This is a genomic window from Ornithinicoccus hortensis (assembly GCF_006716185.1).
Classification (GTDB): Bacteria; Actinomycetota; Actinomycetes; order Actinomycetales; family Dermatophilaceae; genus Ornithinicoccus; species Ornithinicoccus hortensis.
The window spans coordinates 3,207,122-3,220,461 of sequence record NZ_VFOP01000001.1 but is presented as its reverse complement, the minus strand read 5'-3'; the positions used below and the strand labels follow the sequence as shown (position 1 = coordinate 3,220,461).

Genomic DNA, 13,340 nt, shown 5'->3' with positions numbered 1-13,340 from the left:
TCATCCTCCGATCATGACGGTCGGGCAACCCATCACGATCGGTGCCCCACAGGCGGACAGGTCGCCCATCCGGGCCGCCGGCAGACCGCCGATCAGCACGGTCGGGCAGCCCGGGGGGAGGATCACGGTCGGCGGGTGCGGGGGCACGCCCGGGAAGGCGCACAGGTGTTGGGTGCCGACGGTCGCGGCCGGGAGCCCGCCGATCAGCACGGTGGGCACGCCCGGGGGCCCGACCGTGCCGGGGTGTCCCGTCGGGTCGCCGACCCTGGCTGCTGGTGGCACGGGGACCGCCTCCTTCCGTATGCCGTGGGCCCGCTCAACCGGGTCCCGTGGTCAGTTGATCCGCACGATCGCCGCGGAGATCGCGCAGGTGGCACCCCCCTTGACCTCCGCCATGGTGCTGCCCTCGAGCTTGCTGGTCAGGCCGGAGAGGGCCAGCTGGGCGTTGGCCTGGACCGAGACGTTGGTGCCCTTGACCGAGACCTGGCCGCTGTCGCTGGTGAGGGCGACTCCCTGCTGGCCGGTGATGTTGACCTTGCCGCCCTTCAGGTCCAGGTTGGCGTTGGCGGCGTCGACCACGATCCCCTGGGTGCCCTCGATCTGCACCGTCCCGTCGCTGTGCAGGGTGATCTTGGTGGTGGCCGCGTCGAGGGTGAGGACGAGCTTGTCGTCCGCGGTCTGCACGGTGACGCCGTCGGACTGGCCCTTCTGGTCCAGCAGGTCCACGCGGTGCCCGAGACGGGACACCATCGACCGGCGGTTCACCTCGCCCTTGCCGCCGTCGACCACCGGCCCGCCCTTGCTGGGGGGAGCGTCGAGCCCGTTGTAGAGACCGCCGAGGACGTAGGGCCGGCGCGGGTCACCGCGCTCGAAGTCGACCAGCACCTCGTCGCCCACCTCGGGCAGCACCAACCAGCCCCGCTCCTTGCCGGCGCCCGCGTGGACCGTCCGGGCCCAGGGGGAGACGTAGTCGGCGTCGAGCCACGGCATACTCACCCTGACCCGGCCGATCTTGTCCGGGTCGTTGACGTCGCTGACCACGCCGACGACCGGCCCCCGGCGCCCCGACCCGTCCACAGCGGCCGGGCCGGAGGACGCCAGGCCGAGCATGGTGCGGTCGTTGCGGCCGGCCACGCTGAAGGTGGTCAGGTAGCCGGTGGAGTCGAACCGGTGCCGGGTGGAACTCACCGTGTACTTGCCGTCGAACGGCGACCCCAGGCCGGCCAGGGTGATCGCGCAGTTGGCGCACAGCGCCGGGTTGCCGCGGACCAGCCCCTCGACCGAGGCGAAGCTCCCGGCGACCTCCTCGGCCAGCGACGTGGCGGCCCGGTCCACCTCGGCCTGCACCCCGAACGGCACGTCGGTCGACACGTAGGTAGCGTTGCCGAAGACCTTGGCCAGCTTCTGGGCGTCCATGTCCGGCAGGTCGATGCTGTCGGTCTTCGCCGGTTTGGTGGCCGTCAGCCCCTTCTTCGTCTGCACGTCCCAGCCCCGGACCTCGACGTCCTTGACCTGTTGGGCGGAGCTGAGGGCGACCCGCGCCCGGACCAGGTCCTGCCCGAGCCGCAGGGCGAGCGGCACCCGGGCGCCGGGGCCGCCGGCGGCGGGCGCGGATGAGGCGGCCTCGGGCCGGTCGAAGTGCACCTTCCCCTCGCGGGCCCACAGGTCCATCCCCTCCTCGCGGGCCAGCCCCTCGAGGAAGTCCCAGTCGGTCTGCCCGGACTGCGAGACCTGGTCGTGCACGGTGGTGGTCTTGGTGATCTTCCCCACGGTCAGGCCAGCCCGCTGGACCACGGTGCGCACGACGTCGGAGGCGGTGACCTGGGTGTAGGCCACGGTGCGGCGCCCGTGGAAGAGCCGGTGCGCCGGGTCGTAGCCACGGATCACGGTGAACGAACCGCCCGAGTCGAACTCCGCCTCGACCGCGGTCACCTCACCGACCATCAGCAGCACCGGGGACCGCGCGTCCACCGTCTGCACCGAGATCCGCACCTTCGCGCCGATCTTCGCCCCGCTCTTGGCCACGACCGTGCGACCGGTGTCCCGGAACCGGAGGGCGAACATGTCCGGGAGCCGTTGGCTGTCGTCGACGTAGGCCTCGGTGAGCAGGCCGGCGATGTCCTGTGGGAGGGCTCGCCCGTCGACCTCGATCTGGCAGGTGCTGCCGCTGATCGGCATGGGTCACACCACCCCCAGCTCGTCCGGGGTCGGCAACAGCAGCCGCGTGCCGCGGCGCAACCGCAGCGGGTCGTCGATGCCGTTGAAGGCGGCGAGTGGGCGCCACAGATTCGGGTCGCCGTACTCGGCATACGCCACCGAGGCGAGCGTGTCGCCGTCGACCAGCTGGTGGGCGCGGCGCACCGCCAAGCCGCCGGAGGTCGGGTTCTGCCGCCACGGCTCGACCGGCATCTCCTCCAGCGACACCTGGCACAGCGCGCGGATCGGGGTGCCGTCGGAGCTGAACAGGGTGTACTTGGCGTTCACCGAGGTGATGAACGCGGCGAAGCTGGTGACCTTGCCCCAGTGCAGCGCGACCAGCGGCGGTGAGGGCTTCTCCTTGGCGGCGCTCTGCTCGGTCGGCGCGCAGCAGGCGAACAGCTTCTCGACGGTGCTGACCACGCTCGCGTCGTGCGTCGCGGTGGCGTCCAGGAACATCTCCAGGGTGAGCTTGCACGGGTCCGCGCCAGTGAACTGCGGGGGACCGGCCTTCTTGGCGCCGGCGCTGGGAGTGCGCTCCCACTTGGCCTGCTTCTGGATCGACACCTCCTTGGGGTTGAACTGGAAGCTGATCTCGCTCAGCGTCGAGCCCACCTTGGCGTTGGTGCCGTCGGCGGCCGGCTGCAGCTCGTAGACGACCAGCCTGGCGCGCTCCATCTGGGCCCGCGAGCTGTCCGCGGACGAGGCCTTCCCCGACGCGGCCACCGGGGGGACCGGGGGCGACTTCTCCGCCGCGGACACGGCCAGCGCCATCGCTGAGGACATGACCCTCACCCCTTCCCGACGGTGAAGCCGTGGTGGGCCAGCTCGATGGTCTCGGTGGCGACCTTGGCCGAGTCGGTGGACATGCTGGGGCCGGTCCACCGCACCGGGATGACCCCCTGCAGGGTCCACACGGCCACGTTCTGCCCGTCTGCGGTGAGCGCCCGGATGGTGGCGCCGACCGGCTCCGCCTTCTGCACGATCCGGGTGAGCCAGCTGACCGCCTCCCCGGTGTCCTGGCAGATCGGCCGGGACAACTTGACGTTGCTGTACTTGACCCGGGTCGGCAGCTGCCAGACGAAACCGTTGTTGCCGCCCTCCTCGCGCTGCTCCATCACCAGCTCCATCCCGAGCCCCTCGCAGGTGATGAAGGAGCCCAGCATCTTGCCCCCGACGTCCACGCCCCAGCACGTGGTCACCGTCAGCTCCTCGTCCGCCATGTCCTCCTCCTCACCGTCGCAGGTTGACCATCAGGCCGGACCGCTCCCGGTCCAGCCACAACTCGGTCCTCAGCCGTGCGGTGAGCGGCTCGTAGATCCGCTCGACCAGCTCGTCCAGTGCCCGACCCGTGGGCAGCAGGGTCGCGGGGTCGGCCGGCGCCGCGCTGGCGGCCTGGTCCACCGCGGCCGGGCCGACGTCCGCCGGGGGCTCCGGACGCGGCGGCGGCGCGGGGATGGTCTGGACCGACACCCCGTCCTGCTCCGCCGCCGACCGCTGGAGTAGCACCTCGGTGAACCCCGAGGTGCCCGAGGGTGAGGCCGGGCCGGAAGCCTGCGGCAGGTCGGTGAACGCGGGCGGGGCGCCGGGTCCTCCGACGACGGGCATCCCCACGGTGAGGGCGGGCCCTGCCGGTGTGCCGGCACGACCCGTCGCGCCGCCGTCCGGGTATGCCGTGCGCTGGACCGTCGGGGCACCGACCCCCCACCGCGGGCGGCGCACGGGCTCGATTGGCGGCAACGTCGGAACGCCGGGCTGCACCGTCGGAACCGCGGGGTCCGCCCCGTCCGGAATACCGTCGTCCGCGCCGCCGGAGAACATCCGGTGCAGCGGGACGGGCGCCTGTGCCGTCGGCAGGTCGTGCTCGACGGTGGCGGGGGCTGCGGCGGGACCGGTGTCCCCGGGGAAGGTGGCGGGAGCGCGCTGGAGCGGGACGTCGCCTGCGGCAGGCGGCCACGGCGACACCATCCGACCGACCCGCAACGACCCACCGGGACCGCCGTCCGGCCGCGGCAGGGGAATCGCGTCGCCGGTGAGCGGCGCGTGATCGAACGGCGCCCGGTCGAGCCGCGCCACGACGGGCAGTCCGCTGCCGGAAGCGTGGTCGTGGTGCGCCGTCGGTGCCGGCTCGGCGGCAACGGTTCGCGGTACGTCGAGCGTGAGGGGCGAGTCGAACGTATGGGGTGCGTCGAGGGTGAGGGGTGCGTCGACTGGCAGGGGTACGTGGGCCGCGTGCGGTACGGCTACCCCCTGGGGCCCCTCAACAGCCGTGGGTATGCGGTCCGCGTGCACCGTGTGATCCGTGACCGGCGCCTGCTCGCCGGTGAGGGGTGCGTGGGTGGGTCGTTCGATCACGGGCAGCCGCTGCACGACCTCACGCGCCGAGGTTCTTGCTCCGGGACGTCCGGTCGCGAGGTCGAGGGAGCGACCGCCGATAGGTCCGGAATCCCCGGACGGCGGTGCCTTGCCGAGTCGCTCGACCACCGGCAACTGTCCGGTCGATGGCGATGAGCTGTGTGGTCCGGGTGGTGTCGCCGGTGACGCGCCCGCCGGGAGAGCCTCCTCGGCCGGCAGCACGGCACCCGCCAGTGACGCCCCACCGGTGAGTGGTGCCTCCTCCGCCGGCGGTGCATCGTCGATCCCCGGTCCGTCGTCGACCTCTGGTGCCTCGTGGGTCCGCGACGCCTCCCCGACGGGCGACGCCGTGACGAGCGGCATCCCGACCTCTCGTTGGACCGGGGGGAGTGCCTCCGTGACCGTGTCGCCGACCTGCCCTACGGGGGGCATCGGTGCCGGACCGTCCGGCGTTGGTCCGACGTGGGTCGTATCGGGTCGTTGCGCTCCGCCGTCCGCGCCCTCCCTATGGCCGCCTGGCGGGGTGGAGTCGGCGACCCGTCGGCTGACGACGAGGTCGGGGCCGACCGATGACGCCCTCGGGGCGGCCGGGGCCTGCGCGGTGGACCCTCCCGAGGAGGTCGGGGGATGCGGCACGAGCAACGGCGCCGCTGGTGCCGGCGGACCGGGCGTCGGCGACTGCGCTGGGGCCGAGGACTGGGGCAGCGCTACCCGCTGGGTGCTCAGCGGGAGGGACGACGTCCTCGGCGGTGAGCTCGTCGGCTGGCCCGGGCTGAGCGGGGTGCCCTCGGACTGCGTGTGGCCGCTTGCATCGGGAGGCGGTGTCTCGACAGCGTGGTGGGGTACCGCTACGGCCGGTTCGGTGACGTCGCGGGAGGAGTCACTCTCTCCGCCGGGGCCTTGTGCCGGGGCCGGCCCGACCTGGCGGCTGAGCGTGAGTGGAGGTTGCTGGGCCTGCCCTCCGCTCGGCGGGGCCTGTGGGCCAGCCAGGGGAAGGTGTACCTCGGCCGCCCCGTCGCGGGGGGCCTCGCCCGCAGCCGCTGACGGCGCTGCCGACAGCGGTTCCGCCAGGCCGGTCAGCGGCACGTCCTCCGCCGAAAGATCGGGAGCCGACTCCTGCACTTCCTCCGCCTCTGCGACCGGCGCGTCTGCGACCGGCGCGTCGGCGCCTGGCAGGTCGGTCGCCGGTGGGTCGTGTGTCGTCGTTGCGTCGTCCGTCACAGTGCGGCTCACTTTGGGCTCCGGCATTGGCTCCGGCGGGCGCAGCGGCCCGGCCTCGACCTGTGCTTCCGCAGTGGGTGGCGGTGTCAGGTCACCGGCTGTCGGGGCTGCCGTCGTCCCGTGGTGGGGGCTCGGTGTTTCGACATGGGTACGCGGCGTTTCGACGGGTCCGAAGACGCTGGACGGCCCGGCGACCGGCGGCCGGACGACGGACGACCCGATGAGTGGCGACTCGCCGGCAGGCGACTCGGGGGGAGGTGCCCCGGTCGAACGCTGCACCAGGGGGAGGCCGATCGCCAGGCGGTGCCTCGGGGCCCTCGGCTCGGCGGGCCCGGGTACGGATCCGGACGCGGGCGGCGTCCCGACCTGCTCCGGTGTGGTGCTGCCGAGTGTCGGGCCCTGGTCGAGGACGGGGCGGGGCAGGGTGTCGGGCTCGGGCACGGGTGCCGCGCGCTGGACGGACGAGACAGGCCTGTCGGGCTCCGGCGCGCTCGCAGGCGGAAGGTGCGGAAGGTCTGGCCCGGCACCCGCCGACGCGTCCGGGACCGGTGCGGGAGGCGGATCGGCGGGTGCCGGTGTCAGGGGAGCAGGGACATGGATCGCCCCAGTGACGGCCGGTGTCCCGGGTGGCTCGCGGCGTTCGGGGGCGGGCGTCGGTGATGGGACGAGCACCGGCATCGTGACCGGCGTCCGCTCGGGCAGGTCGACGTGCAGCCTGGCGGGTGGCTCCGGCGCGGCGACGGGGAGTCGCCACACCGACAGCGGTGGGAGCGCCGGGGGTGGTGTGGGCGGAAGGGCCGACGGAGGAACGGGCAGGGGAGTCGGCGCGACGTCCCGCTGCACCGTGGGGTCGGGCGCCGCGGCCCGCTGCACCGTGGGGCCGGGCGTCGTGCCGTGCTGCCCCGCCACCTCCTCGGCGCCCGTAGCCACGTCGACACCGGCGACGTCCTCGGCGCCTCCCTGCTCCGGCGCCGACGAGTCCGGGGCGGGAATCTCCGGGGCCGGAGCGGTCGGAGTGGGAAAGTCCGGTGCTGGAAAGTCCGGAGCGGGCGCCATCACCGGGGCGCCGGACGACCCGCCCGGGTCGGCGAAGCGTTGCACGGTGCCGCCCGGGCGACGCTGAGGGGCGGCCTCGGAGGCGCCGCGCACGACGAACTCCGGCAGGCCGGTCAGGTGCACGGGCGGACCGGACCGGGCCAGCCCCTCGACCCGTCCGGACGGGCCGGTCGGGCTCCGCAGGTGACTGAGCGGCGCCACGAAGCGGGGGTCCTGGTGACTGCGCAGGTCTGCCTCGAACCGGTCCAGCGGGGCGATCACCTCGACCCCGTGCGTGCTGCGCTGCAGCGGGGGGAGCACCCACCACCCCGGGTCTGCGTGGGCCCGCGGCCGGTCGACACCGGCAGGGCCAGTGGCGGGGGCAGCGGCTGCTGGCGGGTCCGGAGGGGATGCGGTCCCCGGACCCGCCGCGCCGGACCGCCGGCCACGTGGCCACCAACCCACGGCTCAGCCTCCTTCGCTGATCCGGCGGTTCAGGTTCCCGATCTCGGTCACGAAGCGGGTGCGCTCGGGGTGCTCGAGATCGAGGATGTCCTCCAGGGACCAGTGGAAGTGGTAGGCGACGTACGCGACCTCCTCGTACAGACGCTCGGGCGCGTACGTCACGATTCCCCCAGGCGACCACCGGCGATGTCCACCTCGAAGGATTCCCGGCAGGACGGGCAGGTGACCGCGGCCCGGGTGTGGCCCTCCTGGTTGATCCGTCGGTACAGGTCCTGCAGGAACGCCAGGTCGGCGGCGAACAGGTCCTGGATGATCTCGGCATGGACGTTCTCGATGGTGCCGAGGCGGGTCACCACCCGGCCCAGCAGCACCACGGTCAGCCAGGCCGGGTTGTCCCGGACCCGGTCGTCCCGGAGCGGGATCAACTCGTCCCGGGCCGTGGCCAGCCGCATCACGCCGTCGCGGTGGATCGTCCCGGAACTGTCGACATACCCCCTCGGGAGAACGAAGGAGAACTCGGTGCGCAGCACCTCCGGCTCCGCTCGGCGCTCCTCACGGCGCTCGCTGACGTCTCCCTCGGTGTCGGGAAGCTCGTCACCAGGAGTCGGGAGGACCGCCGACCGGCGCATCACTCAGCCTCGAGCGTCTCGTAGGTGATCACGAGCTTCTCGGTGAGCACGGAGGTGTCGCCGGCCTTCAGCGAGCTCATCTCCAGGCTCTTGGGCCAGGCGTTGGTGAAGTTGTAGCGGGCCACCGGGCCGTTCTCGTAGTCGTAGATGATCACCGAGCCGCCCTTGCGGACGGCGCCCATCTTCCCGAACTGGGAGTCCTTGATCCAGTCCTTGAAGCTGTTGTCCTCGCTCAGCGGACGGGTCACCGTGAGCTCCCCGGCCTTCGGGCGGCCCGGCAACTTCTTGACCGTGTACTTCCCGTCCTTGTCGTTCTGCTTGAGCTCGATCACGTCCTGCTCCATCTTCAGGCCGCTGATCTCCTGGATCTTCTGGATCTGGACTCCGTCGACCTCCAGGCCGAACGAATAGCCGACACCTGAGTCGTTCTCGGGTAGTGGCATGGCGTCTCACCTCTCGTATGTCGTGGGCTGGGTGTGGTGGGGGGAAGGTCCCTACTCGGAGACCAGACTGGTGCCGCCGGAGAACTGCGACAGGCGGAAGATGACGAACTCGGCCGGCTTGACCGGGGCCACCCCGACCAGGCAGACCACCTGGCCGGCGTCGATCCCCTCGGCCGGGTTGGTCTCGTCATCGCACTTGACGAAGAAGGCCTCGTCCGGGGTGGCGCCGAACAGGGCGCCCTTGCGCCACTCGTTGACCAGGAAGGCGCTGATCGTGCGGCGCAACCGGGCCCACAACGCCGGGTCGTTCGGCTCGAAGACTGCCCAGTTGGTGCCGTTCAGGATGCTCTCCTCCAGGTAGTTGAACAGCCTGCGGATGTTGACGTAGCGCCACTCGGGATCCGAGGACAGCGTGCGGGCGCCCCAGACCCGGATGCCCTGGCCGGGGAAGGACCGGATGCAGTTGATCCCCACCGGGTTCAGCAGGTCGTGCTCGTTGCGGGTGATCTGGATCTCCAGGCTGACCGCGCCACGGACCACCTCGTTGGCCGGTGCCTTGTGGACCCCACGGGTGTCGTCGTTGCGGCCCCAGATGCCGGCCAGGTGGCCGGAGGGCGGCATGTAGGTCATCTGTCCGCTGATCGGGTCGGGGACCTTGATCCAGGGCCAGTAGAGCGTGGCGTAGGGCGAGTCGTAGCCGGCCGCCTCCACCCGCCATTCCTTGATCTGCTGGGAGTTTAGCCCGGGCGGTGGGTCGAGGATCGCCATCCGGTCACCCATGAGCTCGCAGTGGGCGATCATGCCCAATTGCACGGCCTGCACGGCCTCCAGGTCGATGGCTCCCTGTTGGTAGGCGCTCATCAGGTCCGGCACGCACAGCATGGTGACCTCGTCGACCGACTCCAACCCGGCGAAGCCGGTGCGTTCGGCGACGTCGCCCATGTAGTCGTCGGCGTCGATGTTGGCGGGCACCGCGGCCGGCGGCGGTGGGGTGGCCAGGGCGGTCTCGCCCGAGTCGGGTCGGGCCAGGGAGCCGCTGCCGGCGTCCTCGATGGTGACGACCTTCGACGCGGCGTTGACCACGGTGGCGACGTTGGCCTTGCCGGACTTCAGCGTCGCGCGGTCGTACTCCTCGACCACCTTGCCGCCCTGCTTGACGACGAACTTGAACATGTCGTCGCTGGGCGAGTCGCCCCCGGCGTCGGCGATCTCGACGGTGATCGACTCGGACTCGGCCGCCGGGTCCAGGGCGCGCACGGTGATCCGGCCCAGCTGGGCCTGCGGCCCGGGCGCGAGCTCCGGAGTCGCCTTGGAGCGGGAGGAGCCACGGGAGCCGCCCCCGTTCTCCTGGCCGATCCGGACGACGTAGCAGTTGCCACCACCGTTAAGGAAGTAGCCCTGCACGGACGGGGCGAGGTAGGAGCCGGGGATGAACCCGCCGAAGGTGGCGGTGAACTGGGTCCAGTTGCTCACCAGGGTCGGCTCGTTGAACGGTCCCTGGGCGGCCAGGCCCACGAACGCGGCGACTGCCGTCCCCACGCCCTCGAGCGGGCGGGAGCCGGCCGGCACCTCCTCCACATAGACGCCTGGGGAGAGGTAGGTAGGCATGGGCCCTCCTTCATCGTTGGTGCCAGCCAGCCTGCTGCGGTGTCCCCGTCCGGGACAGGGCCGGGCGGACGGAGCCGGGGGCAGGGTCAGGTGCCTCAACGGGTACCGCGACCGGGCTGCCCGGGGGCCCGCCCGGACTGCCCCATCGCGCAACGACAGATGCCCGCGGCGGTGCCTGGGAGTCGGCGACGGCGGCGGAGGGCGACGGTCATGCTGGAGCATGAGCATGTCCTGGGAGACGCCTGCTCGAGGCCGGCAACACAGCCGTGGGGAGTCGACGGCTGGCCGGCGGGAGGAGCGAGACAGGGCGCCAGTTCCGCCCGGGGTCCTGGCGCTACGGGCGCTGCAGCAGCACGTGGGCAACTCCACGGTGTCCGCGTTGCTGACCGACCCCGTCATGGTGCAGCGAGACCACGTCGCGACCGCGCGTCCCCGGGGCCAGGCAGTGGTTTCAGGCCCCGCGGTCACCGTGATGCGTCGGCTGCTGTTCGAAAGCACCATCGAGATACGCCGTCGGCTCCTGGAGTCACGACGCTTTCGAGTGACGGCCGGTGGCTTGCGGATCGTCGTCCTACCCAGCCCGGTCGATTCATCGGTGCCGAATGCGCGTGACTTCTCCTTCGGCGTGACACTGACCCGGGAGTACGACTGGTGGCCCGACGACGAGATCGGAACCTGCGAGGCCATGACAGGGGGTCCTCGGACGTTCGCCTTCGCCAATCTGCCGTCCGGGACGTATTACCTCACCATCTGGCGAACCTTCGATCATCCTCACTGTCCATTGCTGGGTGACGTACTCGTGTTCGATGAGGCGGTTGCTGCTGACTCTGCCGGTTGTCAGCGGGATCACGACATGACGGCACTGGAAGTCGTTCACCTCGCGCTCGACGCCGCCGGATTCATCCCCGTCCTCGGTGCCGTTCCCGACGGGGTCAACGCGGCCATCTACGCGGTCGAGGGCGACTGGCCGAATGCGGGGCTGTCCGCTGTCGCGATGGTCCCCGCGTGGGGAGATGGTGTGAAGCTCGGTGTGGTGGCGGGACGGAGCTCGATCAAGATCTCGGAGAAGGCGGCCTTCCGCCTGGGCGAGGAGGGGATAGCCAAGGGGTTGAAGGAAGTGAAGGCGGCGAGCAGAACCGAACGGTCAGCTGCGCGAGAGGCACTGACCGACGCGGATGGGCGAGCGCTGGACGAGACCTTCACGGGCGGGCGCAACGAAGGTGCTTTCCAGACGTCCGAGCGACTCAAACGTGGAAACCTCGGCGAGCGTCTCGCAACGGATGCCTTGGCACGTGATGGCCACACGATACTCAACTACAAGCCGGACATCCTGGGGACCAACCAGGGCGGCATCGACATGGTCACGATGAGGGACGGCTTTGTCTACTTTGTAGACAACAAGGCTCTGTCCCGTAGCGGCAACGTGTCGTCTGTCTCGGCGCTTACCACGAACTTTCCGGCCAATCGGGCCACCGCGCTCGAGGAGCTGCAGGGTGCCCTGGCGCACGCTCACGGCTCGTCCGAGCGTGCTGTGTTGGCTCGGGCGATCGCCGCTATCCAGGAGAACCGGGTCAAGAGAGCGGTCACGAACGCCAATCTGACGTCTGACAGCCGCATCCTGTCTGGAGTGACAGACCGGCTTGCCCAGCAGGGCATCGAGTTCATCGACGTGATGCGGTAATGGGCCTGGCCGGCCCACCTGCTATCGCCTGGCGAGCAGGCCACCCGTGAAAGCCGTAACACACCCGAGGAGGACGACCACGGTCCCCACGCCGACTCCGGCACTGGACTGGACATTGAGCGCGGTCAGGAGCAACAGGACGAAGACCAGACACAGCAAGGCTGCCACCCGGGTGAGCCGACCGGTCTGGCCGGTGAGTCCGAAGAGGACCACGACTGCAAGCAGCAGCGCGATGCTGCCGCCGCTGACGACCGCATCCACCGTGTCGCGGACCCGAACCTCCTCGAGGGTCGCCACGAGCCTGTCGTCCTGAATGCCGAGATGATCGTTGACCCGCGTGAACGACCACTGGTGTCCGGTGTTCTCGGGGTTTCTCGTCCATGGCAGGGCCGTGCCCACGGCGATTCCGCTGCTGCCCAGGACGGTCAGCGTGGCGCGCGTCAACGGACGTCGATCAGGCGAAGTCTGCACGAACCGGCCACGCGCCTCGACGGAGTCCTGGCCACTCCACGCGGTCACCGTGATTTCTCGGGCGTGCTCCGAACCGCCGTCGGGCCGGGGGGCTCGCATGGTGAGCCGCGCCGTCGCGGTCAGGCCGGCGGGCACCTCGAGTTGCGTCGGAGAGATGGTGAACCGGACCGCGCCCTCGTCGTCTGCGGCCGACAGCGTGACCCGCTGCGACCGGGTACCGCGCCGGTTGTCCAGCACCACCGAGGTGGCCCCGGCCGAGGTGTTCACCACCTGGACGGTGCGGGGGTCCAGTCGGACCGTGACCGGCGGGTCGACCACGGTCGCGGCTGCGGACTGTAGGAAGGTGGCGGTCGCGTGGTGCTGCCTGTACCCGTCAGATGCCGTCACCGTGAGTGTCCGTGCCAGCCTTTCGCCTGGCTCAGGGAGGGGAGCCTCGACCCGCACCCGGGCGGCCAGGGCGGCACCGGGCGGCACCTCCAGTTCGGGCGGGGTGAACCGGAAGGAGGCCTCCATCTCGGGGTCGCTGCCGCCGAGTCGCACCCGAACCGCCTCGTTGTTGCGACGGTTGTCGAGGATGACGCGGAACAGGGCCGTCGTAGAGTCCCGTGCCCGCAGGGTGCTCGGCTCGACCCGCATGCCCAGTGGGGCGGAAACCGCGCCGACGACCAGGTCGACGCTGACGTCGCGGCGCAGGGACACCGCCGACTCGCCTTGCACCCGAAACCGGAGCCGGGCCCGCTGCACGGGGACCAGGTCCTCGGCCCGGATCGCCAGATGCACCTGGACGGCCTCGTCCGTGCCGGGCAGCAACTGCACCCTCCCGGGGGTGACCCGCAGCCACGGGGGAGGGTTCACGACCGTCAGGCCGTAGGCCTCCACGGTCGTGGAGGTGTTGCTGACCCGCAGCGTCACGGTGCCGGGGGGCGAGCCCGGTGTCACCACCACCTCGGGCTGCAGGATCTCGGCATCCAGGGCCCAGCCGGGGTCCAGGGCGGGCAGCAGGATCCGGGTGGTCTCCTCCGGTGGCGCCGTGCTGTCCGGGTACCGGTCGCCCGTCGACTCCTCGAGGACGCGTTCGGTGCGCACGCGCCCGCTGACCGGTTCGTCGACCAGCACGGGTTGCGTCGGCTCGTCCTCATCGTCCCATCCGAGGTAGGCACCACAGAAGTTGCAGAACTGGGTGCTGATCGGGTTGCGTTCGCCGCAGACGGTGCACGGTTCCTCGGCCACCGGTCA

11 protein-coding genes are annotated in these 13,340 nt (G+C 71.3%); 1 reads left to right on the top strand and 10 read right to left on the bottom strand.

The window, feature by feature from the left end; translation table 11 throughout:
- The 9 genes from FB467_RS15055 to FB467_RS15020 form a co-directional block, all read right to left on the bottom strand.
- Complete coding sequence (locus FB467_RS15055) at positions 1 to 282, bottom strand: PAAR domain-containing protein (RefSeq protein ID WP_141785828.1); 282 nt, start codon at positions 280 to 282, stop codon at positions 1 to 3.
- A 51-nt stretch (positions 283 to 333) separates the two neighbouring features.
- Positions 334 to 2,178 (bottom strand): VgrG-related protein, encoded by a 1,845-nt coding sequence (locus FB467_RS15050; protein WP_141785827.1) that lies wholly within the window; start codon positions 2,176 to 2,178, stop codon positions 334 to 336.
- Positions 2,179 to 2,181: 3 nt separating this feature from the next.
- Entirely contained in the window at positions 2,182 to 2,982 is an 801-nt protein-coding gene (locus FB467_RS15045; RefSeq protein WP_141785826.1) for a CIS tube protein, read from the bottom strand.
- A gap of 5 nt (positions 2,983 to 2,987) precedes the next feature.
- Positions 2,988 to 3,419: a phage tail protein gene (locus tag FB467_RS15040; protein ID WP_141785825.1), complete on the bottom strand. Its 432-nt coding sequence runs from the start codon at positions 3,417 to 3,419 to the stop codon at positions 2,988 to 2,990.
- Between the two features lie 10 nt (positions 3,420 to 3,429).
- A complete protein-coding gene (locus tag FB467_RS15035; protein ID WP_141785824.1) occupies positions 3,430 to 4,272 on the bottom strand; it encodes a hypothetical protein in 843 nt (280 codons plus the stop codon).
- A gap of 3,003 nt (positions 4,273 to 7,275) precedes the next feature.
- Positions 7,276 to 7,434 (bottom strand): DUF6760 family protein, encoded by a 159-nt coding sequence (locus FB467_RS18570; RefSeq protein ID WP_170230770.1) that lies wholly within the window; start codon positions 7,432 to 7,434, stop codon positions 7,276 to 7,278.
- The gene (locus tag FB467_RS15030) at positions 7,431 to 7,901 is read right to left on the bottom strand and encodes a hypothetical protein (protein ID WP_141785823.1); all 471 of its coding nucleotides are present in this window, start codon (positions 7,899 to 7,901) and stop codon (positions 7,431 to 7,433) included. The genes FB467_RS18570 and FB467_RS15030 overlap by 4 nt, the downstream gene beginning before the upstream one ends.
- A complete protein-coding gene (locus FB467_RS15025) occupies positions 7,901 to 8,344 on the bottom strand; it encodes a phage tail protein (RefSeq protein WP_141785822.1) in 444 nt (147 codons plus the stop codon). Before FB467_RS15025 ends, FB467_RS15030 begins: the two co-directional genes overlap by 1 nt.
- A gap of 51 nt (positions 8,345 to 8,395) precedes the next feature.
- Complete coding sequence (locus tag FB467_RS15020) at positions 8,396 to 9,952, bottom strand: phage tail sheath family protein (protein ID WP_141785821.1); 1,557 nt, start codon at positions 9,950 to 9,952, stop codon at positions 8,396 to 8,398.
- A 355-nt stretch (positions 9,953 to 10,307) separates the two neighbouring features.
- Here FB467_RS15020 and FB467_RS15015 point away from each other — a divergent pair, with 355 nt between their 5' ends.
- On the top strand, positions 10,308 to 11,633 hold the full coding sequence (locus FB467_RS15015; RefSeq protein WP_141785820.1) for a hypothetical protein: 1,326 nt from the start codon (positions 10,308 to 10,310) through the stop codon (positions 11,631 to 11,633).
- 21 nt (positions 11,634 to 11,654) lie between these two features.
- Here the strand turns inward: FB467_RS15015 and FB467_RS15010 are convergent, their stop codons facing one another.
- Positions 11,655 to 13,334 (bottom strand): zinc ribbon domain-containing protein, encoded by a 1,680-nt coding sequence (locus FB467_RS15010; RefSeq protein WP_141785819.1) that lies wholly within the window; start codon positions 13,332 to 13,334, stop codon positions 11,655 to 11,657.
- Positions 13,335 to 13,340 lie beyond the last annotated feature (6 nt).

Coding starts and splice junctions, on each gene's coding strand:
- FB467_RS15020 (WP_141785821.1), bottom strand. CDS start 9,952: ATGCCTACCTACCTCTCCCCAGGCGTCTATGTGGAGGAGGTGCCGGCC.
- FB467_RS15025 (WP_141785822.1), bottom strand. CDS start 8,344: ATGCCACTACCCGAGAACGACTCAGGTGTCGGCTATTCGTTCGGCCTG.
- FB467_RS15050 (WP_141785827.1), bottom strand. CDS start 2,178: ATGCCGATCAGCGGCAGCACCTGCCAGATCGAGGTCGACGGGCGAGCC.
- FB467_RS15030 (WP_141785823.1), bottom strand. CDS start 7,901: ATGCGCCGGTCGGCGGTCCTCCCGACTCCTGGTGACGAGCTTCCCGAC.
- FB467_RS15045 (WP_141785826.1), bottom strand. CDS start 2,982: ATGTCCTCAGCGATGGCGCTGGCCGTGTCCGCGGCGGAGAAGTCGCCC.
- FB467_RS15040 (WP_141785825.1), bottom strand. CDS start 3,419: ATGGCGGACGAGGAGCTGACGGTGACCACGTGCTGGGGCGTGGACGTC.